This is a genomic window from Mitsuaria sp. CC2 (assembly GCF_048957715.1).
Lineage (GTDB): Bacteria > Pseudomonadota > Gammaproteobacteria > Burkholderiales > Burkholderiaceae_C > Roseateles.
This window is the reverse complement of record NZ_JARVXN010000015.1, coordinates 110,574-133,506: the sequence shown is the minus strand read 5'-3', so window position 1 is coordinate 133,506 and position 22,933 is coordinate 110,574. Positions and strand designations below refer to the sequence as shown.

Here is a 22,933-nt window from a genome sequence, read left to right as displayed (position 1 = left end):
CGCGCTCGTCCGGGCGCACCCGGCGCGAAGCGGCCACAAGCCGCGACGCGTCGAGGACCCGAAACATGAGGAGACACCCGTGTTCAAGAAGATCCTGATCGCCAACCGAGGCGAAATCGCCTGCCGCGTCGCCGCCACCGCGCGCCGTCTCGGCGTGAAGACCGTCGCCGTCTATTCCGACGCGGATGCCGACGCGCGCCACGTGCAGGCCTGCGACGAGGCCGTGCGCATCGGCGGCCCCGCGCCCCGCGACAGCTACCTGCAATGGCAGCGCATCCTCGAGGCCGCCAAGGCCACGGGCGCGCAGGCCGTCCATCCGGGCTACGGCTTCCTCAGCGAGAACGAGGAGTTCGCGCAGGCCTGCGCGGACGCGGGTCTCGTGTTCATCGGACCGCCGCCGTCGGCGATCCAGGCGATGGGTCTCAAGGCCGAATCCAAGCGCCTGATGGAACAGGCCGGCGTGCCGCTGGTGCCGGGGTATCACGGCGCCGATCAGGATCCGGCGCTGCTGCGCCGCGAGGCCAATCGCATCGGCTTCCCGGTGCTGATCAAGGCCAGCGCGGGCGGCGGCGGCAAGGGCATGCGCGCGGTCCACGCGGACGAGGAATTCGACGCCGCGCTCGCGTCGTGCAAGCGCGAGGCGATCAACAGCTTCGGCGATGACGCGGTGCTGATCGAGCGCTACGTGCAGCGCCCGCGGCACATCGAGATCCAGGTCTTCGGCGACAGCCACGGCGATTGCGTCTACCTGTTCGAACGCGATTGCTCGGTGCAGCGCCGGCATCAGAAGGTGCTGGAGGAAGCGCCGGCGCCCGGCATGACGGCGGAACGCCGCGCCGAGATGGGCGCCGCTGCGGTCTCGGCCGCGAAGGCGGTCGGCTACCAGGGCGCGGGGACCGTCGAGTTCATCGCCGAACAGGACGGCCGCTTCTACTTCATGGAGATGAACACGCGGCTGCAGGTCGAGCATCCGGTGACGGAGGCGATCACCGGCCAGGATCTGGTCGAGTGGCAATTGCGCGTCGCCGCCGGCGAGCCGCTGCCGCTGAAGCAGGACCAGCTGCGCATGCACGGTCACGCGATCGAGGCCCGCATCTGCGCCGAGAACCCCGAGGGCGGGTTCCTGCCCGCGACCGGCACCTTGTCGGTGGCGCGCTGGCCGGCGCACGAGGCGTTCCGGCGCGCGGGCGTACGCATCGATTCGGGCGTGGGCGAGGGCGACGCGATCAGTCCGTTCTACGACTCGATGATCGCCAAGCTGATCGTGTGGGGCGAGACGCGCGAGCAGGCGCTGGCGCTGCTGGACGCGTCGCTGCGCGATACGCACATCGTCGGGCTGCATACCAACGTCGCGTTCCTGCGCCGCTGCGCAGCGACGGCGTCGTTCACGAACGCGGATCTGGACACTGCGCTGATCGAGCGCGAGAAGGCCGTGCTGTTCGGTCAGCCGGGATTGCCGCTGGCGGACGCCGCAGCCGCTGTTGTGGCGCATACGCTGGCGGAAGAGGGGCTGACGGAGTCGACCGATCCTTGGAGCCGTCGCGACGGCTGGCGGATGTTCGGCGCAGCGCAGCGCCGCTTCGAGCTGGACGTCGACGGCGAGCATCACCAGGTGCTGCTGGCGCGTCACCATCACGGCAGCCTGTCGCTGACGGTCGGCGGCGAGTCGATCGCGCTGGCGGTGCGCTCGAAGGGACCGGCGCAGCATGAGCTCTACCTGGGCGAGCGTCGCGTCACCGTGTCGACCTACAAGGTCGGCGAGCAGGTGGCGGTGTTCGGCGCGCACGGCTCGGCGCTGGTGACCGAGGTCGACGTCATCGCCCACGCGGGTCAGGGTCAATCGGAAGCGGGTCGACTGACCGCGCCGATGCCCGGCAAGCTGGTGGCTTTCCTGGCGCAGCCGGGCGATGCGATCACCAAGGGCCAGCCGCTCGCGGTGATGGAAGCGATGAAGATGGAACACACCATCACCTCGCCGCGCGATGGCGTGGTGGCGGAGCTGCTGTTCGCGATCGGCGATCAGGTCGGCGACGGCGCCGAGCTGCTCCGGTTGCAGGCGTGAGGCTGCTGGCCCTCACCCCCGCCCTCTCCCGCAAGCGGGAGAGGGAGTCCGACCGGCTCCACTCGCGGCGTCGGCTCCTCAAAGGATCCAAAGGACAACCTCATGACCCCATTGCCCACCCGAGTCACTCTTGTTGACGTCGGCCCGCGCGACGGCCTGCAGAACGAGAAGGAGAACGTCGGCACGGCCGACAAGGCCCGTCTCGTCTCGCTGCTGCAGGACGCCGGTCTGAAGGAGATCGAGGTCACCAGCTTCGTGTCGCCGAAGTGGGTGCCGCAGATGGCGGACAACACGGCGGTGATGGCGGCGATCGAGCGCCGGCCCGGCGTGCGGCACAGCGTGCTGGTGCCCAACATGAAGGGCCTGGAGGGCGCGTTGCCGACGAAGCCCGACGAGATCGTCGTCTTCGCGGCGGCGTCCGAGGCCTTCTCGCAGAAGAACATCAACTGCTCGATCGCGGAGAGCATCGAGCGCTTCGCGCCGGTCGTGGCCGCGGCGCACGAGGCCGGCATCAAGGTGCGCGGCGCGCTGTCGTGTTCCGTCGGCTGCCCGTACCAGGGCGATGTGTCGGCGGACGAGGTCGAGCGCGTCGTGCGGCTGATGAAGGCCATCGGCGTGGACCACCTCGGCGTGGCCGACACGATCGGCGTCGGCACGCCGCGCAAGGTGCAGGCCGCGATGGAACGTGCGCTGAAGCATTACCCGCTGGTCGAGGTCAGCGGGCATTTCCACGACACCTACGGCCAGGCGCTGACCAACATCTACGCCTGCCTGGAGATGGGCATCCACACCTTTGACGCGAGCGTCGCCGGCCTCGGCGGCTGCCCGTACGCGAAAGGCGCGACCGGCAACGTCGCGACCGAGGACGTAGTGTTCCTGCTGAACGGCCTGGGCATCGAGACCGGCATCAACATCGACAAGCTGGTCGACGCGGGCGCGTTCATCTCCGGCGTGCTGGGCCGTCCGCCCGTCTCGCGCGTGGGGAAGGCGATCCTGGCGAAACGCAACGGGTGATGCGGCGAGCGTCGAGCGGCGTGGTCGCAAGAAACCGGACTTCCTCTTGACTGATCCGCTCCGCCAACTGGTGCTGGTGCTGGGCGATCAGCTCGATCTGGACGCCGCCGCGTTCGATGGCTTCGACCCTGCCCAGGATGCGGTCTGGATGGCCGAGGTGTCGCAGGAATCCACGCACGTGTGGAGCAGTCAGCCGCGCATCGCCTTGTTCCTCGCCGCCATGCGCCATTTCGCCGAAGCCGTGCGCGCGGCGGGCCGGTCGCTGCATTACCGAAGTCTCGATGACCCGGACACCCGCGAGAGCCTGGCGGCGCAGCTGCGCGCGGACCTCGCGATCTTGCGACCGTTGCGCCTGGTCCTGACCCGACCGGGGGACTGGCGCGTGCTCCAGGCCTTGGAGGCCGTTGCCCATGAAGCGGGCATACCGCTGGACCTGCGCGAGGACCGCCACTTCCTCACCACGCCGCAGGACTTCGCCGCGCACTCGGTGGCGCGCGGACATCGCGGCCTTCGCATGGAGTTCTTCTATCGCGAGCAGCGGGAGCGGATCGGTGTGCTCATGGACGGCGCCGGGCCGCTTGGCGGGCGATGGAATTTCGACACCGAGAACCGGAAGTCCTTCGGCGCCGACGGCCCGGGATTCGATCTGCCGCAACCACCTCGCTTCGAGCCCGACGCCATGACGCGCGAGGTCATCGCGCTGGTGCGGGAGCGCTTCGGCAGCCATCCCGGCAGCCTGGCGAGCTTCGCCTGGCCGGTCACGCGCGCCCAGGCCCTGGAGGCGCTCGACGCGTTCGTTGCGGAGCGCCTGCCGCTCTTCGGCCCGTATCAGGACGCGATGTGGCCGGGCGAGCCCTGGCTCTATCACGCGCAGCTGTCGGCGGCGCTCAACCTGAAACTGCTGACGGCGCGGGAAGTCGTCTCAGCCGCCGAGATCGCGGTGCGCGCGGGCCGCGTCCCGCTCGCGAGCGGCGAGGGCTTCATCCGGCAGATCCTCGGCTGGCGCGAGTACGTGCGCGGCATCTACTGGACGTGCATGCCCGCTTATGCCGAGAGCAACGCGCTGGACGCCCACCACGATCTCCCGGCCTGGTACTGGACCGGAGACACCGACATGGCCTGTCTGCGCGACGCCATCGGTCAGACGCTGGAACACGGCTACGCGCACCACATCCAGCGGCTGATGGTGACCGGACTGTTTGCGCTGCTCTACGGCGTCGAGCCGACGCAGGTCCACGCGTGGTACCTGAGCGTCTATGTGGACGCGGTCGAGTGGGTGGAGCTGCCCAAGACCCTCGGCATGAGCCAGTACGCCGACGGCGGCCTGATGGGTAGCAAGCCGTACGTCGCGAGCGGCCAGTACATCGACCGGCAAAGCCCGCTGTGCCGCGGCTGCCGCTATCGGCCCGAGCAGCGGGTGGGCGAGCGGGCCTGCCCCTTCACGACCTTGTACTGGGACTTCCTGTTGCGCCACGAGAAGCGCTTCGTCGACCACCCGAGACTGGCGCCGCAAGTGCGCGGGCTGGACCGGTTGGATGATGCCGAGCGCGGACGCATACGGGCCCGGGCGGCAGCGTTGCGCGCCAAGGGCTGAGGTGCGGCTGCCCGTCGGCCGGTGCTGCCGCTGCGGTTCTCGGCCGCTCGGCTCAACCCCTGATCCGCTCCACGAACCACCACAGGTGCCCGCCGAGGTCGAGCACGCCGTAGCTCTTGTCGGCCCAGTACTCGGGGCCGTAGTCCTCGATCTTCGGTTCGTAGACGATGGTGGCCCCGGCCGCGCGGGCGCGCTCGCAGTGCGCGGCGGCGTCGTCGACATACACCATCAGGCTCTGCGTGTTGGCGCCGCCCACGCCTTTCGGGCTGCGCAGGGGGATGCCGAAGCGCTCCGACCGCTCCCCGCCGCCGCACTCGCTGACCATGATCAGCGCCTCGCCGAAGGTCAGCTGGCTGTGCACCACCGAGCCGTCGTCCCCGTCCACCCGCATCTGTACCTCGAACCCGAAGGCTTCGCACAACCACGGGATCGCCTCGGCGGCGCTGTCGTAGAACACGGCGCTGGACAGACGAGGCCAGCCGGCAGGCGTGGGTTTCATCGCAACTCCTCCGAGTCCGCTTCAGGACGAAGCAAGGCTTCAGCATAGGCGATAGCCTCGGTCGACGTCATGCGCTGCCGCCAGCGGACGGCGACGCGTGCACCTCGAACCATCCGTTCGACCCGCCAACCAAGCGCCTTTCCACGTTCGAAAGGCGTTTCGATGAAAGTCTCCCTGCGGCAGATCGACGGTCCATGGTCGGCGGGTTTCGTGCTCGACAAGCAGCTGCTGAGCAGCGTCTACCTCGGCAACGACAGCGAGGGCCGTCCGAGGTTCGACCACACCCGCACCGACGCCGGCGAGGCCCTCTTCCAGCTGAAGGTCCGCGGCGACCGGTCGCAGGCCGAGCCGCTCGCCCGCGCGGTGCGCAACTTCATCCTCCCGCGCCTGGGGACGATCGGCTTCATCGTGCCCATGCCCCCATCCCGTGTGCGGCCTTGGCAGCCGATGTCGCTGGTCGCGCGCGAGCTGGCGTTGCAGCTGCGTGTGCCCGTGTTCGAGCGTCTGCTGCTCAAGACGCCGCTGCCGCGCCCGCTGAAGGACTACCCGACACGCGAGGAAAGACTGCTCGCGCTGACCCACGCCTTCTCGCTGCACGACGAGATCCGCAACCAGGGCTTGTGGAACGCCTTGCTCATCGACGATGTCGTCGACAGCGGCACCACGATGGAAGCGGCCAGCCTGCTGCTGCGCAAGTACCGCAAGATCGATCAGCTGTTCGTGGCCGCGCTGACCTGGGCATGAGGGCCTCGGATGGCGAGGATCTGCCGGCGCTCCACAGGCGCTCCGTCAATGCTCAGCCGGCAGTCAAGGTCTGCGCCACGCTGTCGCGGAACTTCGTCGCCCGCTCTGCGTCGGATTCGGCCTCGATGCGCTCGCAGCAGAGGTCGACCCATTCCAGGAAGCGGCTTTCGGTATCGGCTTGTCGGGCCAGGTCCCGCAGTTCGCCCTCGCGGCCGGCCAGCATGCGGGTGACGAGGTCCAGGCCGAAGAACTTCGCCGACACGAGCCGGCGCGCCCGATCCTGCGCGGCGCGCGCCAGCGCGGCGGCTTCGCGAACCTCGGCTTCGTCGATGACGTCGAGGCCGGTGACGACGGGAACCGTCGGAACAGCGGGAGCATTGGGAGCCTCGGGGGCCTCGGGGGCACGGGGGGCGACTGGCGCAGCGGGGCGCTTGGCGGCCGAGGGTGGCGGCACGACGATGACCGGCACTTCGACCAGCCCCTGGTCGACCAGGCGCGTCAGGCCGTCGTCGCCCAGGCCCAGGCCACGGCCGAGCTGGCGCAACTCCTCGGCGTTGCGCTTGCCGTCGACGGTGATCAGCAGGGCGCGCAGCGCGGGCGGCAGCCGGCGTTGTCCCGGCGCGAGCATCTCGCGCGCCAGCTCGGTCTTGCGGGGAGGTGTTACGGATGCTTGCATGGCGGGCGCATCTTGCAAAGCCCGCATGCACGCTTGATGACAGCGAGCCATAGGCCTCCCACGCTTGTGCATTGCCGCACGGGCCGCCGATGCCTAGGATCAACCCTTTCCGAATAATGCTTCGGATCAACGTTTCCCGGCGAGAGAACCGGAACTCACGCACGGAGGAGGAACTCCCATGGACAAGCTGGTGATCGTTCATCGCGGCGCGCTGCGCGCCAAGTACGGCGCCGCGGCGCTCGCGAAGATCGATGCGGCGTTGAAGGCGCTGGCCGCCGCCGACAAGCGGCGCGGCGTCGACACGCTGGTCGTGGCGGTAGACCTCGCCTCGACGATGAAGCCTTACGGCGTCGCTCCCGTGCCGGCGCGGCCGGACGCCAAGTCGCTCAAGGGCGCCATCGACGCGCTGGCCCATGCGCGCCTGCCGCACTACTTCGTGCTCATCGGCGGGCCCGACGTCATGCCGATGGTCCCGCTGAAGAATCCGGCGCATGGGGGCGAGCTCGGCGACTCGGACAAGCTGGTCCCCAGCGACCTGCCGTACGCCTGCGAAGCCGCCTACTCGACCGACCCGAACCGCTTCCTCGGTCCGACGCGCGTCGTCGGCCGACTCCCGGATCTGGCCGGCGCGACCAAGCCCGACCTGCTGCTCCAGCTGATCCGCGCGGCCGCCCGCCACAAGGGCCTGCCGCGCGACGCCTTCGCCGACAGCTTCGGACTTTCGGCCGAGGTCTGGCAGGCCTCGACGCGCCTCAGCCTGACCAATACCTTCGGCAACGCCGACCGGCTGCACCTGTCGCCGCCTGGGGGCCCGAAATGGGCCAAGGCGGACCTCGCGCCGCGCATGCACTTCATCAACTGCCACGGCGCCGAGGACATGCCCGAGTACTACGGCCAGCGTGGCGAGGACTTTCCGGTCGCCATGCGTTCAGCCCTGCTGCGCGACCGCGTCACCGCCGGCACCGTCGTCGCCGCGGAGTGCTGCTACGGCGCTCAGCTCTTCGACCCGGCGCAGGCGGACGGCGACTGGCCGATGGCACTGCGCTACCTGGCCGACGGGGCCTGCGGCTTCCTCGGCAGCACCACCGTCGCCTACGGCCCCAGCGAGGGCAACGGCTCGGCCGACCTGATCTGCCAGTATTTCCTGCAACGGGTGCTGGCCGGCGCCTCGCTGGGACGCGCCCTGCTCGAGGCCCGTCAGAAGTTCGCCGGCGAGCGCACCCACCTCGATCCGATGGACCTCAAGACGCTCGGACAGTTCTACCTGCTCGGCGACCCCTCGCTGCAGCCGGTCGCCGGGGCGGGTCATGCGCTGTCGCGCACGAAGGCCTTCCGCAAGGCCTTCGCCTCCGTGGAGGACCGCGGCGTGCGCGGTCTGCGGCGCGAACGTCTGGAGCGCGAAGGCCGCAACCTGGCGCGCTCCTTGCCCCGACTCCTGCCCACGGAGACGGCGCCCGCCACGGCGGTGGCCGACGCCGTGCGGCCGATGCTCAAGGAGTCCGGTATCGATCCCGAACACTGCGCGCCGATCAGCTACCGCATCGCGGGCGCGCCCGGCCAGCGCACGGTCCATGTCTACAAGGGCTGGGTCGATCGCCGGCTGCTGGCGCTGATCGCGACCGAACAGGACGGCCGCCTCCTGCACGTGAGACGCATGCATGCCCGCTGACCGCGACGAATCCGATGGAAGGGACGACGCAGGCCCCGAGGAGCGCCTGCGCGCCGGCCTGTGCCGCGAGCGTGCCGATGCCGGCAGCAAGAGCGAGCGCCTGGCGTTGCTGCTTGCCGTGTCCGGCGGCGACCGCCTGGTGCTGCGCCGCGCCGGCGCCAATCCGTTCCGTGATCCGGAACTGGAGGCCTTGGAGGGTCAGGTCTTGATCGTCGAAGGCGAACGCCGCGAGCGCTATTTCCTGGTGCGGCACTACACCGTTTGCGACGACGATGAGGGCTCGCCCAACTGAGTCTTCCCGGAGCCTTCGTCTGCTCTGCTCCGATCTCCGTTCCTGTCTCCGCCTCGATCCGGGAACGGAATCTGCCGGAAGGGCGGACAAGGCCCCCCGCATTGGCGAATCGGCATATCCGTATGCCGCGGTCGGACACCCGTCAGAGCGACTTGCCGAGCACTGCTCGACAGACGTACAACCGGACTCCGGCCCGCGCCGATGCGCTTTCTGATCCCACAAACCGACCAACAGGAGTAACGCTCATGGCCAAGACCTCTTCTTCCGACCGCCTGCTGAATGACCTGCATCAGGTGGTGACCGACGCCGAATCGCTGCTCCGCGCCACCGCTGACCAGACCAGCGCCGGGGCTTCCGAGCTGCGCGCCCGCGTCCAGACGACACTGGATCGTGCCAAGTCCAGCCTGGGCGAGTTCCAGGCCGCCGCAGTCGACCGCGCGAAGGCCGCCGGCAAGGCGACCGACGACTACGTGCATGACAATCCGTGGCAATCGGTGGGCGTCGCGGCCGGTGTCGGCCTGCTGATCGGGCTGCTGCTGACGTCCCGCCGCTGAGCGGGGGGGGGGGCGGCGACGGCGCTTGCGTCGCCGTCGATCAGCCGCGTTGATCAGCCGCGTTGATTAGCCATTGAGGGCGATCAGCGGCTGATGCCGTTCATCGACCGCTGTTGACCGGCGTGGCGCAGGGCGGTGCCAGCACCGTGGGAGCGACCGGCGTTGGCGAATCCGTCTCCCACGCCTTGGGCGCTGCCAGCCAGCGGTCCAGTTCTTCCGCAGGCATCGGCTTGGCGAACAGCCAGCCCTGACCCTCATGGCACCCCAGCGCCAGCAGGTGCTGGCGTTGTTCCTCGGTCTCGATGCCCTCGGCGACGACGCGCATGCCGAGGCTGCATCCCAGGTTCACCACCATCTGCGCGATCGTCGCGCCGGCAGCGGAGCTTTGCGCCTCGCGCACGAACGCGCGGTCGATCTTGAGCCGTTCGACGTCCAGGCGACGCAACTGGCTCAGCGATGAGAAGCCCGTCCCGAAATCGTCGATCGCGACCGAGGCGCCGGTGCCGCGGATCTCCGCGAGAACGCGCAGCACGGCGGAGACCTCTTCCATCGCCATCGACTCCGTGATTTCCAGTTCCAGCGCGGACCCGGGCACTTCGGCATCGGCCAGCGCGCGGCGCACCGTGTCGATGAAGGCCGGATGGCGGAATTGCGCCAGCGAGATGTTCACGGCGATGCGGAAGTCGGAATAGCCGGCATCGCGCAATTGGCGCACCTGGCGGCAGGCGGTCCTCAGCACGAATTCGCCGATCGGGACGATCAGTCCGGATTGCTCGGCCAGCGGGATGAACTGGTCGGGCGGCACGAACTTGCCTTCGTCGGTGCGCCAGCGCAGCAGCGCCTCGGCACCGATGACGCGTTGCGTGGCCAACTCGACCTGAGGCTGGTAGACGACGAACAGCCGGCGCTCCTCGAAGCTGGCGCGCAGGCCCTTGAGCAGCTTGAAGCGCTCACGGGCGTCGATGCCCATCTCCGGGGAGAAGTATTGCGACGCGCCGCGGTTGCCCGCCTTGGCGCGCTTGAGCGCGATCTGCGCGTCCAGCAGCAGCTCGGACCCCAGCGCGCGTGACTGGGCCAGTCGCACCAGGCCCGTCGTGGCCGACAGCTGCAGGCGCTCGCCGGCGACGGTGAAGGGATCCGCGAAGGCCGTGCCGATGCGGTGGGCGTTGACCATGTCGTCCGGCCCCAGCAGGCCGAAGGCGTTCGACGAGATGCGCGCCATCGCGGTGTTGAAGCCGAGCCGTTGAGCCAGCCGCTGCGACACCGCCTGCAGCACCTGGTCGCCGAAGCGGTGGCCGAAGGCGTCGTTGACGTCGGCGAAGTCGTCCAGGTCGATCAGCGCCAGCGTGATGCCTTCGGGCGACTTGAGGTTGTGTTCCAGCAGCTCGATGAAGCGGGTGCGGTTGGGCAGCTGCAGCAGCGGGTCGTTGTAGGCCTGGTCGGTCAGCTGCGTGTACAGCATGACGTTCTCGAAGCCGACGGCGATGTTGGAGCAGAAGGCGCGCAGCAGCTGGCGGTCGAGCTCGTCGAGTTCGCGCTGCACCTCGACCAGCGCGGCCATCGCGCGTCCGTTGGGCAGGCCGAAGAACAGCACGGTGCAGCCGTCCTCATAGAGGTTGTGACCCACCGACAGGCAGCGCGAGAGCAATTCGCGGATCTTGCCGGCCGGCACCGCGTGCAGCGGGCGGTTGATCAGCGAGCTGTACTGGCCGGCGGCCGCGATCACGCGGGCGTCGCCGGTCGTGTCGCCGCTGTTGTGGTTGGGGGCCTGCACGCAGACCAGGCCTTCGGGCAGCGTGCCCAGCAACGCGCACAACTGCGTGACCACGCCTTCGGCGAAGCGGTGCAGCCCGTGCTGGCGGCCCAGCTCGGTGCTGGCCTCCACGATCATCTCCAGGCCCTGCCGGTTCGCCTCCAGCGCACGGATCTGCCGGTACGAGCGGATCGCGGCGGTCAGCACCGTGTAGAGCCGAGTGCGGGTCAGCTCCGACTTGGTCTTGTAGTCGTTGATGTCGTAGGCCTGGACCGTCTCGATCTCCGGCGCGTAGCCCGGCTGGCCGGTGCGCAGCACGATGCGGACGGCGCGCTGGCGCAGTTCCTCGCGGATGTGGCGCACCAGCTGCAGGCCGGCGTCGTCGGACTCCATGACGACGTCCAGCAGCACGACGGCGATGTCGGGTTCGTGGCCCAGCAGCGAGCGGGCCTCGCCGGCGGACTTGGCGTGGAGGAAGGTCAGCGGCTCGCCTTCGACCAGCAGCCCCTGCATCGCGAGTTCGGTGGCCTTGTGGACGTCGGTGTCGTCGTCGACGATCAGCACCCGCCAGGGCTTGCGCGGTTCTTCGGGCTCGTCGTCGGCGTGCTCGTGGTCGTCCAGGAACTGCAGCAGGTCGTCGTCTTCGACGACGGCGGAGTGCGGCGTGTGCTGGCGATCAGGCATTGAATGGACCTTGTCAGGCCGGCGGCGCGGGGTCCGCGCAACCAAGCGTTACCGCACTTTAGCCCAAGGCCTGAAGCCGGATCGGACAAAGAACGCCCTCGTTTCCCCCGATTCAGTGATAGCTTTCGCACACAGAGGCGGTGGATATAGAGGAGAAACATGCGATGGAATCACGCGATCCCGGGCTGACGGAGCGGCTGCGGCGGGTGGCCGACCGAACGCTCGAACTGGCCCGCGTGCGGCTGGAGTTGCTGGGCGTGGAACTGCAGTCGGAACTGCTGCGGCTGTTCGGCGCGCTGACCGCCCTGCTGCTGGCCCTGCTGCTGGGCGTGGCGGCGTTGCTGATGCTCGTGTTCGCCGCGCTGCTGTGGGTGCCCGACGTGTGGCGCGCGCCGGTGGGCGCGGGATTGGGCGTTGCGTTCCTGACCGGAGCCGCCGGGTGCTGGTTCTGGGCGAAGCGGCAATTGGCGGCCGGCAAGCCGTTCGCGGCGAGCGTCGCGGAACTGGCGCGCGACCGGCGGGCGCTGGAGCCCGAGCACGACGCGGGAGACCCGGGAGCACCACGGTGATGTGGGGCGACGCGCGCCAGCGGCTGCAGCTGAGACAACTCGAACTGCAGCTGCGCAGCGCCGAGTTGCGGCTCGGTCTGCGACACGAGGTGCAGGGGCTCGAAGGCCCGATGCGGTGGGTCGAGCGGGGGCATGCCCTCTACCGGCTGGCCGGCAGCCTCCCGCGCCTGTGGCGGACCGTGGCCGCGCTGGCCGCCGCGGGCGGTCTGGCGGGGCTGATGCGGGCGTTCCGACGGCGCGAGCCAGAGGCCGCCGACCGTTCGCCGGGACGGATCGCCAGGCTGTGGGCCTGGATCAGCCTGGGATGGAAGGTCTGGCAGTGGGTGAAACCGGCGGCGCCCCCCGCCGACGATCAGCGCTGACCGCGCCTGGCGGCGGGCTTGCCGCCCAGCGCCGGCTTGCCGCCCGATGACGGCTTGCCCTGCGGGGCCGGCTTCGCTCCACCGGTCACCCGCGGCGGCAGGCCGGTGTGCTGGGTCAGGATCCGGCCCGAACGCGGCTTGTTCGGCGCGACCTTCTCGCCGGCCTGCGTCGAGTTCTTCCGGCGTGCCGATTCGTAGCCGCCGTCGGTCGCCGGCTGGAAGGTCGGGATCAGATGGTTCTTGCCGTTGCCGATCAGGTCGGCGCGGCCCATGTCCTTGAGCGCCTCGCGCAGCAGCGGCCAGTTGTTGGGATCGTGGTAGCGCAGGAAGGCCTTGTGCAGGCGACGACGGCGCTCGCCCTTGACGATGTCGACCGGCTCGCTGTCCCGGGTCACCTTCTTCAGCGGGTTCTTGCCGGAGTGGTACATCGCCGTGGCCGTGGCCATCGGGCTGGGATAGAAGGTCTGCACCTGGTCCGCGCGGAAGCCGTTGCGCTTGAGCCAGAGGGCGAGGTTCATCATGTCCTCGTCGGCCGTGCCCGGATGCGCTGCGATGAAGTAGGGGATCAGGAACTGCTTCTTGCCCGCGGCCGCGCTGGCCTGTTCGAACAGCTGCTTGAAGCGGTCGTAGGTACCGATGCCCGGCTTCATCATCTTCGAGAGCGGTCCGCCCTCGGTGTGCTCCGGCGCGATCTTCAGGTAGCCGCCCACGTGGTGGGTCACCAGTTCCTGGATGTACTCCGGCGACTCGATCGCCAGGTCGTAGCGCAGGCCGGAGCCGATCAGGATCTTCTTGACGCCGCGCAGCGCGCGGGCGCGCCGGTACAGCTTGATCAGCGGACCGTGGTCGGTGTGCAGATTGGGGCAGATGCCCGGATAGACGCAGCTCGGCTTGCGGCAGGCGGCTTCGATCTCGGGGCTCTTGCAGCCGATGTGCCACATGTTGGCCGTCGGGCCGCCGAGGTCCGAGATGATCCCGGTGAAGCCCTTGACCTTGTCGCGGATGTCCTCGATCTCGCGGATGACCGAGTCCTCGCTGCGGCTCTGGATCACGCGGCCCTCGTGCTCGGTGATCGAGCAGAAGGTGCAGCCGCCGAAGCAGCCGCGCATGATGTTCACCGAGAAGCGGATCATTTCCCACGCCGGGATCTTGGTGGCGTGGTCGTGGCTGCCGTTCTCGTCGGCGTAGACCGGGTGCGGGCTGCGCGCATAGGGCAGGTCGAAGACGTGGTCCATCTCGACCGTCGTCAGCGGGATCGGCGGCGGATTCAGCCAGACGTCGCGATCGACGCCGCCCGACGAATGCCGCTGCACCAGCGCGCGCGCATTGCCGGGATTGGTCTCCAGGTGCAGCACGCGGTTGGCGTGGGCGTAGAGGACCGGGTCGCTCTTGACCTGCTCGTAGGCCGGCAGCCGGATCACGGTGCGGTCGCGCGGCGTGACCAGCGCGCGGCCGTCGGTCTTCGACAGCGTCTGGCGGATGATCTTGATCGGCTTGATCTCGGGCATGCCCGGCTGCGGCGGAGCACCCGTCGCGGGAGCGCCCGGCGCGCCTGGCATGGCGGCCGCCTGCGCCTGTTCCTGCTGTTTCGAGCAATCGGTGCCCTGGTCGGCGGCCGCTTCCTCGGTGGTCATGTAAGGGCTCAGCAGCGCGTCGATCCGGCCGGGCGCGTCGACCTCGGTCGAATCGATCTCGAACCAGCCGTCCAGCGAGGCGTCGTCCGGCCTGCGCATGAAGGCGGTGCCGCGCACGTCGGTGATCGTCTCGATCGGCTTCTTCTGCGAGAGGCGGTGCGCGATCTCGATGATCGCGCGCTCGGCGTTGCCGTAGACCAGCAGGTCGGCCTTGGAGTCCACCAGGATCGAGCGCCGGACCTTGTCCTGCCAGTAGTCGTAATGGGCGATGCGGCGCAGCGAGGCCTCGATGCCGCCGATGATCACGGGGACGTCCTTGAACGCTTCCTTGCAACGCTGCGTATAGACCAGCGTCGCGCGGTCGGGGCGCTTGCCGGCGGCGCCACCGGGCGTGTAGACGTCGTCCGAGCGGATCTTCCGGTCCGCCGTGTAATGGTTGATCATCGAATCCATGTTCCCGGCCGCCACGCCGAAGAACAGGTTGGGCTTGCCCAGGGCCCGGAACGCGTCCGGCGAGTGCCAGTCCGGCTGCGCGATGATGCCCACGCGGAAGCCCTGCGCTTCCAGCGTCCGGCCGATGACCGCCATCCCGAAGCTGGGATGGTCCACATAGGCGTCGCCGCTGACGATGATGATGTCGCAGCTGTCCCAGCCCAGTTGCGTCATTTCCTCCCGCGACATCGGCAGGAAGGGGGCGGGACCGAAGCGCTTCGCCCAGAACGGGCGGTACGAGGTCAGCGCCTTCTGGCCGGTCTTCTTCAGATCGGACAGCGGACGGGTGGGCGGGTGAGCGATGGACACGGCGGCGGCTCGGGCGTGGGCAACCGGGTATTGTCGCCGCAGCTTGGGGTTGTCCCCTGCCCGACCTGCACAAATGCAGGGCTTTCCACCGGATAAGCCCTCAGTTCTGAGGATGGACAGCGTCTGTCGCCGGTGGGGCGTCACCGGTAGCGTCGCCGCCCCCTGCGTCACAGACAGGCTGGCGACCCAGCGCGCCGCGCTCAGCGGCGGTCAGGGGAGGGAAGCGGTTCGGCACGACCAGGGTCAGCGAGGACAGGTAATGCTCCAGCCGGGCCTGGCCGACCTCCATCAGGTCGAAGGCTTCCGGATCGAGGATCCAGTGGTGCAGCAGGCCGCCGATCAGCGCCATCAGCCCGATCGCGGCCTGATGCGCATCGACGTCGGGCGGCAGCTGACCCAGGGCCCTGGCCCGCTCGAAGGCGTCGCGGTTGTGCTCGGTCCATTCCCGGTGCGCCGCCACCTTCCGGCCGCGGATCGACGCCATCTCCCCGACGAACTCGACGCGCAGGTTGGCGATCTCGAAGGCCCGGCGTGTGCGGGCATTGAATGCCGCGCAGTGCATGACGTTCATCAATCTCAGGCGCAGATCGTCCAATGGCCGGTCGGGGCCGGGCGACACCGACGGCTCGAAGTCTTCCTCCAGCGGCATGGTGGCGCGTTCCATCATCGCGTTGAAGAGCTGGACCTTGTCCTCGAAGTGCCAGTACACGGCGCCCCGGGTCACGCCGGCGGCCTGCGCGATGTCCTGCAGCGAGGTGCGGGAGACGCCGCGTTCATGGAACAACTGCTCCGCGGCGTCCAGCAGACGCGCGCGGGTTTCCTGGGCTTCCTGTTTGGTTCGACGAGCCATTGTGCGATTGTAGAAGCACATGACGGAAACATACATGCGTGAATGTATGTATATACTGCGCGTCTTCGGTCGAACCGTACCGATGCCGTACGTCGTGGTGGAAGCGCCATGGCTAGGGCCGCGGTTTGCCCTGTCCGCCCGGCGCTTGCGTCGGTCCGGCTCCTGAATCCGCGAATCTGCACTTCGAATCTGTACTGCGAGAGGAATCCCATCGTGATGTCTACCCCTCTGACGAAAGCAACGCCGGGGTCGGAGCGCCCGAGCCTGAAGGCTGGCGCGCGCATGCTCTACCTGCTGCCGCTGGTGATTTCGATCGCGGCCGTGCTGGCCGCCTGCGGCAAGGACGAGAAGGCGGCCACCGCGCCGGGTGGCGGCATGCCGCCGGCCAATGTCGGCGTCGTGACGGTGGGCCAGCAGGCGGTCGCGCTGCAGACCGAACTGCCGGGCCGCGTGGAGGCGCTGCGCACCGCGCAGGTCCGCGCGCGGGTCAACGGCGTGATCCTGAAGCGCCTGTTCACCGAAGGCTCCGAAGTGAAGGCCGGCCAGGCGCTGTTCCTGATCGACCCGGCGCCTTACCAGGCCCAGCTCGACAGCGCCAACGCCAACGTGGCCAAGGCGCAGGCCAATGAAGCCCAGGCGTCGGCCCAGGCCGCGCGCAACAAGCCGCTGGCCGATGCGAAGGCGATCAGCCAGCAGGAATACATCACCTCGGTCGCGACCGCCAAGGCCGCCGCAGCCGACGTGGCCGCCGCCAAGGCGGCTGCGGTGACGGCCAAGCTGAGCCTGGACTACGCTCATGTCCATGCCCCGATCGCCGGCCGGATCGGCCGCGCGCTGGTGACCGAAGGCGCGCTGGTCGGCGCCGCGGACGCCACGCAGCTGGCGCTGATCCAGCAGGTCAGCAGCGTCTATGTGAACTTCACGCAGTCGGCCAACGAGGTGCAGGCGATGCGCCGCGCGCTGGCCGCTGGCCAGTTGCGCAGCGCGGGCAACAACGCCGCACAGGTGGAGATCGTCGGCGACGACGGCGTCGTGCTGCCGCGCACCGGCAAGCTGCTGTTCACCGACCTGACGGTCGATCCGACCTCGGGCCAGGTCACGCTGCGCGCCGAAGTGCCGAATCCCGACAGCGCGCTGCTGCCCGGCCAGTACGTCCGCGTCCGCGTGGCGCAGGCGGAACTGCCCTCGGCCATCCTGCTGCCGCAGCAGGCGGTGACGCGCGGCTCGGCCGGCGACACGGTGATGGTGGTCGGTCCCGACAACAAGCCCGCGCCGCGCAAGGTCAAGATCGGCAACGCGATCGGCAACCAGTGGGTGGTGCTCGACGGCCTGAAGACCGGCGAGAAGGTCATCGCCGACGGCTTCCAGAAGATGTTCGTCCCGGGCGCCCCGGTGAATCCGGTGCCGTTCAATCCGGCCAGCGCCGCGTCCGGCGCGGCTTCGGGCGCCGCCCCGGCCGCCTCCGCCGCGGCGAGCCGCTGAGCGCCTGACGCTCGGGAAGGATCCAAGACATGGCACGTTTCTTCATTGATCGCCCCATCTTCGCGTGGGTGATCGCCCTGTTCATCCTGGTCTTCGGCGGCGTGGCCATCACGCAGCTGCCGATCGCCCAGTACCCCACCGTCGCGCCCCCGTCGCTGTCGATCAACGTCGCCTATCCGGGCGCGTCGGCCAAGACGCTGGACGAGGCGGTGATCTCCGTCATCGAGCAGGAGCTCAACGGCGCTCCCGGCCTGGCCTACATGGAATCGGTCAGCCAGGCCAACGGCACGGGCGCCATCACGGTGACCTTCGAGTCCGGCACCAACATCGACCTGGCGCAGGTGGAAGTGCAGAACCGCCTGTCGCGCGCGACGCCCCGTCTTCCCGCCGCGGTGACACAGCAGGGCGTGCGCGTCGACAAGGCGCGTTCCAACTTCCTGCTGTTCGTGACGCTGTCGTCCAAGGACGGCTCGATGGACCCGATCGCGCTGGGCGACTACGCGGCCCGCAACGTCGTGCCCGAGATCCAGCGGATCGCCGGCGTCGGCCAGGCGCAGCTGTTCGGCTCCGAGCAGGCGATGCGCATCTGGCTGGATCCGGCCAAGATGGAGTCGTACAAGCTCAGCCCGGCCGAGGTCAACGCCGCCATCACCGCGCAGAATGCGCTGGTGCCGGCCGGCGTGCTGGGCGACCGCCCGAACACCACCAGCCAGACCATGTCCGCGACCATCGTGGTCAAGGGTCAGCTCGAGAACAAGGAGCAGTTCGGCAACATCGTCCTGCGCGCCAACACCGACGGCTCCACCGTGAGGCTGAAGGACGTCGCGCGCATCGAGATGGGCGGCCAGAGCTACAGCACCTACGCGCGACTGAACGGCCAGCCGTCCACCGGCGTGGGCGTGCAGCTGTCGCCGTCCGGCAATGCGCTGGGCACCGCCAAGGCGGTCAAGGCGCGGATGGAAGAACTGAAGAAGTACTTCCCCGCCGGCGTCGAATACAAGGTGCCCTACGACTCGTCGAAGTTCGTGCAGATCTCCATCGCCCAGGTGGTGGAAACGCTGATCGAAGCGATCGTGCTGGTGTTCCTGGTGATGTACCTGTTCCTGCAGGACTGGCGCTACACGCTGATCCCGACGCTGGTGGTGCCGGTGGCGCTGCTGGGGACCTTCGGGATCATGCTGGCGCTGGGCTTCTCGATCAACGTGCTGACGCTGTTCGGCATGGTGCTCGCGATCGGCATCCTGGTCGACGATGCGATCGTCGTCGTCGAGAACGTCGAGCGCATCATGAGCGAGGAGGGCCTCAGCCCTCGTGAAGCGACGAAGAAGGCGATGGGCCAGATCTCCGGCGCCATCATCGGCATCACCACGGTGCTGATCGCGGTGTTCATCCCGATGGCCTTCTTCGCCGGCTCGGTGGGCAACATCTACCGCCAGTTCTCGCTGGCGATGGTGGCCTCGATGGCGCTGTCGGCGATGATGGCGCTGTCGCTGACGCCGGCGCTGTGCGCGACGCTGCTCAAGCCGGTCGACGCCGGTCACCACCACGAGAAGCGCGGCTTCTTCGGCTGGTTCAACCGCGGCTTCTCGCGCACCGCCAAGGGCTACGAAGGCTGGGTCGCCAAGCTGCTCAAGCGCAGCGGTCCGATGATGATCGCCTTCGTCGCCGTGGTCGCGGTCGTCGGCTGGCTGTACGTCCGCATGCCGACGTCCTTCCTGCCCAACGAAGACCAGGGCTACCTGATCGTCAACGTGCAGCTGCCGCCGGGCGCGACGTCCAACCGGACCGAAGCCGCGGTGGCCGCCGTCGAGCAGTTCCTGCACAAGCAGCCGGAAGTCGCCGACACCATCGGCGTCATCGGCTTCTCGTTCTCGGGTCAGGGCCAGAACGCCGCGCTGGTGTTCGTGCCGTTGAAGCCCTGGGACGAGCGCAAGGGCAAGGACCACTCGGCCTCGGCGCTGGCCGGTCGCGTCATGGGCGCGATGATGGTCGGCGTGCGGGACGCCTTCATCTTCCCGCTGTCGCCGCCGCCCATCCAGGAACTCGGCAATGCCACAGGCTTCGCGCTGCGTCTGCAGGACCGCGCCGGCCTCGGGCACGAGGCACTGCTCAACGCGCGCAACCAGCTCATGGGCATGGCGCAGAAGAGCAAGCTCATCGCGACCATCCGTCCGGACGGCCTGGAAGACGCGCCGCAGCTGCAGATCGACATCGACCGCGCCAAGGCGCAGGCGCTGGGCGTTTCCTTCGACACCATCGCCCGGGTGCTCGGCACGCAGCTGGGCTCGGCCTACGTCAACGACTTCCCGAGCACCGGCCGCATGCAGCGTGTCGTGGTGCAGGCCGACGCGGCACGCCGCTCGACGCCGGAAGACGTGCTCAAGCTCAATGTGACCAACGCGTCGGGCGCCAACGTGCCGGTCTCGGCCTTCGCGTCCAGCCGCTGGATCACCGGCCAGATGCAGGCCACCCGCTACAACGGCTATCCCGCGATGCGGCTGGCCGGCGACCCGGGTGTCGGCGTCTCGTCGGGCCAGGCGATGAAGGAACTCGAGAACATGATCTCGCAGCTCCCGCCCGGCATCGGCTTCGAGTGGACCGGGCTGTCGCGTGAGGAGCAGTTGTCGGGCTCGCAGGCGGGCATCCTGCTGGCGTTCTCGCTGCTGGCGGTCTTCCTCTGCCTGGCCGCGCTGTACGAGAGCTGGTCCATCCCGATGTCGGTGATGCTGGTGGTGCCGCTGGGCCTGCTGGGTGCGCTCGCGGGGGCGACCTTGCGCGGCATGCCCAACGACGTGTACTTCAAGGTCGGCCTGATCACCATCATCGGCCTGTCGGCGAAGAACGCGATCCTGATCATCGAGTTCGCCAAGGACCTGCAGGCGCAGGGCAAGGGCCTGGTCGAGGCGATCCTGGAGGCGGCGCACCTGCGCTTCCGCCCGATCATCATGACCTCGCTGGCCTTCATCCTGGGCGTCACGCCGCTGTTCTTCGCCAGCGGCGCGGGCTCGGCGAGCCAGCGCGCCATCGGTACCGGCGTGCTGTCGGGCATGGTCACCGCGACCTTGCTGGCGGTGATCTTCGTGCCGGTGTTCTTCCTGGTCGTGCGCCGCTTCTTCAAGGGCAGCGACCGCCAGAACAGGCTGTACGCCCACGAACTGGACGGTCCGGATCCGACCAAGGCCATCGCGGCCGCCAAGAACGCGGACGGAGTCTGAGCATGATGAAAAGCAAACTTTCCGTGATGGCCGCGGCAGCTGCGACCGTGGCGTTGCTGACCGGCTGCGTGAACCTCGCGCCCGACCACAAGCGCCCGGACGCGCCGGTGGCGCCGCAGTGGCCGCAAGGCCCGGGCGCCGAGGCGACCGACGCCAAGGCCGCGACCGAGCTGCAATGGCAGCAATTCTTCCGTGATGAACGGTTGAAGCAACTGATCGATCTGGCGCTGAAGAACAACCGCGACCTGCGCATCGCGCTGCTGAACGTCGACGTCGCGCGGGCGCAGGCCAACGTCACGGCGGCGAGCCGCTGGCCGACGGTCAACGCCGGCTTCTCCGCGTCGCGCGGACCGCAGACCACGGCCAACGGCGACAGCCGCATCGTCAACGCCTACCAGGCCGGCCTGCAGATCACCTCGTACGAGATCGACCTGTTCAGCCGCGTCAAGAACCAGAGCGCCGCGTCCTTCGCGCAGTACCTGGCGACGGGCGAGGCGGCGCGTTCCGCGCAGATCAGCCTGGTGGCCGGCGTCGCGTCGGCCTACCTCGCGGTCCAGGCCGACGAGGAGCTGCTGGCGCGCACGCGCCAGACGCTGGCGACGCGCGAGGACAGCCTCAAGCTGATGCAGCTGAAGTTCGACAACGGCGCGGCGTCCAACCTGGACCTGAGCACCTCGAAGTCGTCGTACGAAGCCGCGCGCGCCACGCTGGCGCAGGCTGAGCGCACGCGTCAGCAGGACCTGAACACGCTGACGCTGCTGGTGGGGCAGGGCGTGCCGGAGTCGCTGCCGCAGTCGCGGCCGCTGAGCGACCAGACCATGGGCGCGCTGCTGGCGGGCATGCCGTCGCAGGTGCTGGTCGGCCGGCCCGACGTGGTCCAGGCCGAGCAGCAGCTGGTGGCGGCCGAGGCCAACATCGGCGTCGCGCGCGCGGCCTACTTCCCGAGCATCACGCTGACGAGCAGCGTGGGCACGGCGAGCAGCGCCCTGCGCGACCTGTTCAGCCAGAGCGCGTGGAGCATCGCGGGTTCGGCGCTGATGCCGATCTTCGACGCGGGGCGCGTGCGCAACAACGTCGAGGCCGCCAAGGCCAACCGCGAGATCGCGGTGGCCCAGTACGAGAAGGTCGTGCAGACGGCGTTCAAGGAAGTGGCGGATGCCTTGGCCGGCCGGGCCACGCTCGACGAGCAGCTGCGCGCGCAGGACGCGCAGGCGGCCGCGGAAGCGACGCGGCTGGAGCTGGTCGACCTGAGCTTCCGCAACGGCGCGGCCTCAAGCCTCGATCTGCTGGATGCGCAACGGGCGACCTTCGCCGCGCAGCAGGCGGCACTGCAGGTGCGCCTCGCGCAGCTGCAGAACCAGGTGCAGCTCTACAAGGTGCTGGGCGGCGGCGTATCGAACGGAGTCGCGGTCAGCCAGTGACCGTGGGGCCGGAATGATGCGAGGGGTTCCCGGAGGGATGCCCCTTGCATCGTGGAGAGCCCGCGCTTGGCGTTCCGACCGTCAGCGTTCTGACGATCAGCGCAAGCGCTTGATCAGGCTCGACGTATCGAAGCGGTTCCCGCCCATGTCCTGCACATCCGCATAGAACTGGTCGACCAACGCCGTCAGCGGCAAGCGGGCCCCATTGCGGCGGGCTTCGTCGAGCACCAGACCGAGGTCCTTGCGCATCCAGTCCACGGCGAAGCCGAAGTCGAACTTGTCTTCGACCATGGTCTTGCCGCGGTTGTCCATCTGCCAGCTCTGGGCGGCGCCCTTGCCGATGACATCGAGCACCAGCGCCATCGGGAGGCCGCTCTTCTGTCCGAAGGCGATGGCTTCCGACAAGCCCTGGACGATGCCGGCGATGCAGATCTGGTTCACCATCTTGGCGAGCTGTCCGGCGCCAGCGTCGCCCACGCGGGTGACTGCCTTCGCGAAGTGGATGGCGTAGGGACGGATCTTGTCGAAGACGGCTTCCTCGCCGCCGCACATGACCGTCAGCGCGCCGTTGACCGCGCCGGCCTGGCCGCCCGAGACCGGCGCATCGATGAAGTGCAGGCCGAGCTTCCGTGCTTCCGCGGCGAGTTCACGGGCGACCTCGGCGGAGGCGGTCGTGTGGTCGACGAGGACCGCACCCGGCTTCATGCCGGCGAAGGCGCCGTCGGCACCGAGCACGACCGAGCGCAGGTCGGCGTCGTTGCCGACGCAGCAGAAGACGATGTCCGCGTCCTGTGCCGCTTCACGCGGTGTCGCGGCGGATTGGCCGCCGAACTCCGAGGTCCAGGCCTGGGCCTTCGCGGGCGACCGGTTGTAGACCGTGACCTGCTGGCCGGCCTTGGCCAGATGGCCCGCCATCGGGAAGCCCATGACGCCGAGTCCCAGGAAGGACACGCGGAGGGACGGGGTCGATTCGTAGGTACGCTGACCGATGCTGCTCATGGAAGGACCTGTCGGTGGGTGGACAAACACCCGCCGATTGTGGCCCCTGCGCAGCATCG

Annotated in this window: 18 protein-coding genes; 12 read left to right on the top strand and 6 right to left on the bottom strand. The window is 69.0% G+C overall.

Annotation, left to right across the window (positions count from 1 at the left end; translation table 11 throughout):
• Positions 1–79 precede the first annotated feature (79 nt).
• From PV762_RS11025 to PV762_RS11015, 3 genes are all read left to right on the top strand, one after another.
• A complete protein-coding gene (locus PV762_RS11025; RefSeq protein ID WP_421035076.1) occupies positions 80–2,062 on the top strand; it encodes an acetyl-CoA carboxylase biotin carboxylase subunit in 1,983 nt (660 codons plus the stop codon).
• A 102-nt stretch (positions 2,063–2,164) separates the two neighbouring features.
• The gene (locus tag PV762_RS11020; RefSeq protein ID WP_421035075.1) at positions 2,165–3,076 is read left to right on the top strand and encodes a hydroxymethylglutaryl-CoA lyase; all 912 of its coding nucleotides are present in this window, start codon (positions 2,165–2,167) and stop codon (positions 3,074–3,076) included.
• A 46-nt stretch (positions 3,077–3,122) separates the two neighbouring features.
• Positions 3,123–4,670, top strand: a complete 1,548-nt coding sequence (locus PV762_RS11015; protein WP_421035074.1) for a cryptochrome/photolyase family protein — start codon at positions 3,123–3,125, stop codon at positions 4,668–4,670.
• A 52-nt stretch (positions 4,671–4,722) separates the two neighbouring features.
• Here the strand turns inward: PV762_RS11015 and PV762_RS11010 are convergent, their stop codons facing one another.
• Complete coding sequence (locus tag PV762_RS11010) at positions 4,723–5,169, bottom strand: VOC family protein (RefSeq protein WP_421035073.1); 447 nt, start codon at positions 5,167–5,169, stop codon at positions 4,723–4,725.
• 162 nt (positions 5,170–5,331) lie between these two features.
• Between PV762_RS11010 and PV762_RS11005 the strand changes: the two genes are divergently transcribed.
• Entirely contained in the window at positions 5,332–5,913 is a 582-nt protein-coding gene (locus tag PV762_RS11005) for a ComF family protein (protein ID WP_421035072.1), read from the top strand.
• Positions 5,914–5,965: 52 nt separating this feature from the next.
• On the opposite strand, the gene PV762_RS11000 is transcribed toward PV762_RS11005, so the two are convergent.
• Positions 5,966–6,589, bottom strand: a complete 624-nt coding sequence (locus PV762_RS11000) for a hypothetical protein (protein WP_421035071.1) — start codon at positions 6,587–6,589, stop codon at positions 5,966–5,968.
• Positions 6,590–6,767: 178 nt separating this feature from the next.
• Here PV762_RS11000 and PV762_RS10995 point away from each other — a divergent pair, with 178 nt between their 5' ends.
• The 3 genes from PV762_RS10995 to PV762_RS10985 all read left to right on the top strand — a co-directional run bounded on the left by PV762_RS10995 (position 6,768) and on the right by PV762_RS10985 (position 9,104).
• Positions 6,768–8,258 carry a hypothetical protein gene (locus PV762_RS10995; protein WP_421035070.1) on the top strand — a complete coding sequence of 497 codons (1,491 nt, stop codon included), beginning with the start codon at positions 6,768–6,770 and terminating at the stop codon, positions 8,256–8,258.
• Positions 8,248–8,550, top strand: a complete 303-nt coding sequence (locus tag PV762_RS10990; protein WP_421035069.1) for a hypothetical protein — start codon at positions 8,248–8,250, stop codon at positions 8,548–8,550. The genes PV762_RS10995 and PV762_RS10990 overlap by 11 nt, the downstream gene beginning before the upstream one ends.
• A gap of 245 nt (positions 8,551–8,795) precedes the next feature.
• A complete protein-coding gene (locus PV762_RS10985; RefSeq protein WP_421035068.1) occupies positions 8,796–9,104 on the top strand; it encodes a DUF883 family protein in 309 nt (102 codons plus the stop codon).
• Positions 9,105–9,204: 100 nt separating this feature from the next.
• On the opposite strand, the gene PV762_RS10980 is transcribed toward PV762_RS10985, so the two are convergent.
• On the bottom strand, positions 9,205–11,541 hold the full coding sequence (locus PV762_RS10980; RefSeq protein ID WP_421035067.1) for an EAL domain-containing protein: 2,337 nt from the start codon (positions 11,539–11,541) through the stop codon (positions 9,205–9,207).
• A 164-nt stretch (positions 11,542–11,705) separates the two neighbouring features.
• Between PV762_RS10980 and PV762_RS10975 the strand changes: the two genes are divergently transcribed.
• Both PV762_RS10975 and PV762_RS10970 read left to right on the top strand, forming a co-directional pair.
• Positions 11,706–12,110 (top strand): phage holin family protein, encoded by a 405-nt coding sequence (locus PV762_RS10975; RefSeq protein ID WP_421035066.1) that lies wholly within the window; start codon positions 11,706–11,708, stop codon positions 12,108–12,110.
• Positions 12,107–12,472 (top strand): hypothetical protein, encoded by a 366-nt coding sequence (locus PV762_RS10970; RefSeq protein ID WP_421035065.1) that lies wholly within the window; start codon positions 12,107–12,109, stop codon positions 12,470–12,472. Before PV762_RS10975 ends, PV762_RS10970 begins: the two co-directional genes overlap by 4 nt.
• On the opposite strand, the gene PV762_RS10965 is transcribed toward PV762_RS10970, so the two are convergent.
• Together PV762_RS10965 and PV762_RS10960 are read right to left on the bottom strand one after the other, a co-directional pair.
• Positions 12,463–14,772, bottom strand: a complete 2,310-nt coding sequence (locus PV762_RS10965; protein ID WP_421035230.1) for a YgiQ family radical SAM protein — start codon at positions 14,770–14,772, stop codon at positions 12,463–12,465. The two genes, PV762_RS10970 and PV762_RS10965, sit on opposite strands and share 10 nt — an antisense overlap.
• A gap of 235 nt (positions 14,773–15,007) precedes the next feature.
• Entirely contained in the window at positions 15,008–15,757 is a 750-nt protein-coding gene (locus PV762_RS10960; protein WP_421035064.1) for a TetR family transcriptional regulator, read from the bottom strand.
• A 282-nt stretch (positions 15,758–16,039) separates the two neighbouring features.
• On the opposite strand from PV762_RS10960, the gene PV762_RS10955 reads away from it, so the two are divergent.
• The 3 genes from PV762_RS10955 to PV762_RS10945 are packed head-to-tail and all read left to right on the top strand — an operon-like array spanning position 16,040 to position 21,875.
• The gene (locus tag PV762_RS10955) at positions 16,040–17,239 is read left to right on the top strand and encodes an efflux RND transporter periplasmic adaptor subunit (protein WP_421035229.1); all 1,200 of its coding nucleotides are present in this window, start codon (positions 16,040–16,042) and stop codon (positions 17,237–17,239) included.
• A gap of 29 nt (positions 17,240–17,268) precedes the next feature.
• Positions 17,269–20,454 (top strand): efflux RND transporter permease subunit, encoded by a 3,186-nt coding sequence (locus tag PV762_RS10950; protein ID WP_421035063.1) that lies wholly within the window; start codon positions 17,269–17,271, stop codon positions 20,452–20,454.
• Positions 20,455–20,459: 5 nt separating this feature from the next.
• A complete protein-coding gene (locus tag PV762_RS10945) occupies positions 20,460–21,875 on the top strand; it encodes an efflux transporter outer membrane subunit (RefSeq protein ID WP_421035062.1) in 1,416 nt (471 codons plus the stop codon).
• A 96-nt stretch (positions 21,876–21,971) separates the two neighbouring features.
• Here the strand turns inward: PV762_RS10945 and PV762_RS10940 are convergent, their stop codons facing one another.
• Positions 21,972–22,874, bottom strand: coding sequence for an NAD(P)-dependent oxidoreductase (locus tag PV762_RS10940; protein WP_421035061.1), 903 nt, complete (start codon positions 22,872–22,874; stop codon positions 21,972–21,974).
• Positions 22,875–22,933: the final 59 nt, after the last annotated feature.

What these genes read in the sequence shown, in the direction of transcription:
- PV762_RS11020 (WP_421035075.1), top strand. Translation starts at nt 2,165, where the DNA reads ATGACCCCATTGCCCACCCGAGTCACTCTTGTTGACGTCGGCCCGCGC.
- PV762_RS11010 (WP_421035073.1), bottom strand. Translation starts at nt 5,169, where the DNA reads ATGAAACCCACGCCTGCCGGCTGGCCTCGTCTGTCCAGCGCCGTGTTC.
- PV762_RS11005 (WP_421035072.1), top strand. Translation starts at nt 5,332, where the DNA reads ATGAAAGTCTCCCTGCGGCAGATCGACGGTCCATGGTCGGCGGGTTTC.
- PV762_RS11000 (WP_421035071.1), bottom strand. Translation starts at nt 6,589, where the DNA reads ATGCAAGCATCCGTAACACCTCCCCGCAAGACCGAGCTGGCGCGCGAG.
- PV762_RS10995 (WP_421035070.1), top strand. Translation starts at nt 6,768, where the DNA reads ATGGACAAGCTGGTGATCGTTCATCGCGGCGCGCTGCGCGCCAAGTAC.
- PV762_RS10990 (WP_421035069.1), top strand. Translation starts at nt 8,248, where the DNA reads ATGCCCGCTGACCGCGACGAATCCGATGGAAGGGACGACGCAGGCCCC.
- PV762_RS10985 (WP_421035068.1), top strand. Translation starts at nt 8,796, where the DNA reads ATGGCCAAGACCTCTTCTTCCGACCGCCTGCTGAATGACCTGCATCAG.
- PV762_RS10980 (WP_421035067.1), bottom strand. Translation starts at nt 11,541, where the DNA reads ATGCCTGATCGCCAGCACACGCCGCACTCCGCCGTCGTCGAAGACGAC.
- PV762_RS10975 (WP_421035066.1), top strand. Translation starts at nt 11,706, where the DNA reads ATGGAATCACGCGATCCCGGGCTGACGGAGCGGCTGCGGCGGGTGGCC.
- PV762_RS10965 (WP_421035230.1), bottom strand. Translation starts at nt 14,772, where the DNA reads ATGACGCAACTGGGCTGGGACAGCTGCGACATCATCATCGTCAGCGGC.
- PV762_RS10960 (WP_421035064.1), bottom strand. Translation starts at nt 15,757, where the DNA reads ATGGCTCGTCGAACCAAACAGGAAGCCCAGGAAACCCGCGCGCGTCTG.
- PV762_RS10955 (WP_421035229.1), top strand. Translation starts at nt 16,040, where the DNA reads ATGCTCTACCTGCTGCCGCTGGTGATTTCGATCGCGGCCGTGCTGGCC.
- PV762_RS10950 (WP_421035063.1), top strand. Translation starts at nt 17,269, where the DNA reads ATGGCACGTTTCTTCATTGATCGCCCCATCTTCGCGTGGGTGATCGCC.
- PV762_RS10945 (WP_421035062.1), top strand. Translation starts at nt 20,460, where the DNA reads ATGAAAAGCAAACTTTCCGTGATGGCCGCGGCAGCTGCGACCGTGGCG.
- PV762_RS10940 (WP_421035061.1), bottom strand. Translation starts at nt 22,874, where the DNA reads ATGAGCAGCATCGGTCAGCGTACCTACGAATCGACCCCGTCCCTCCGC.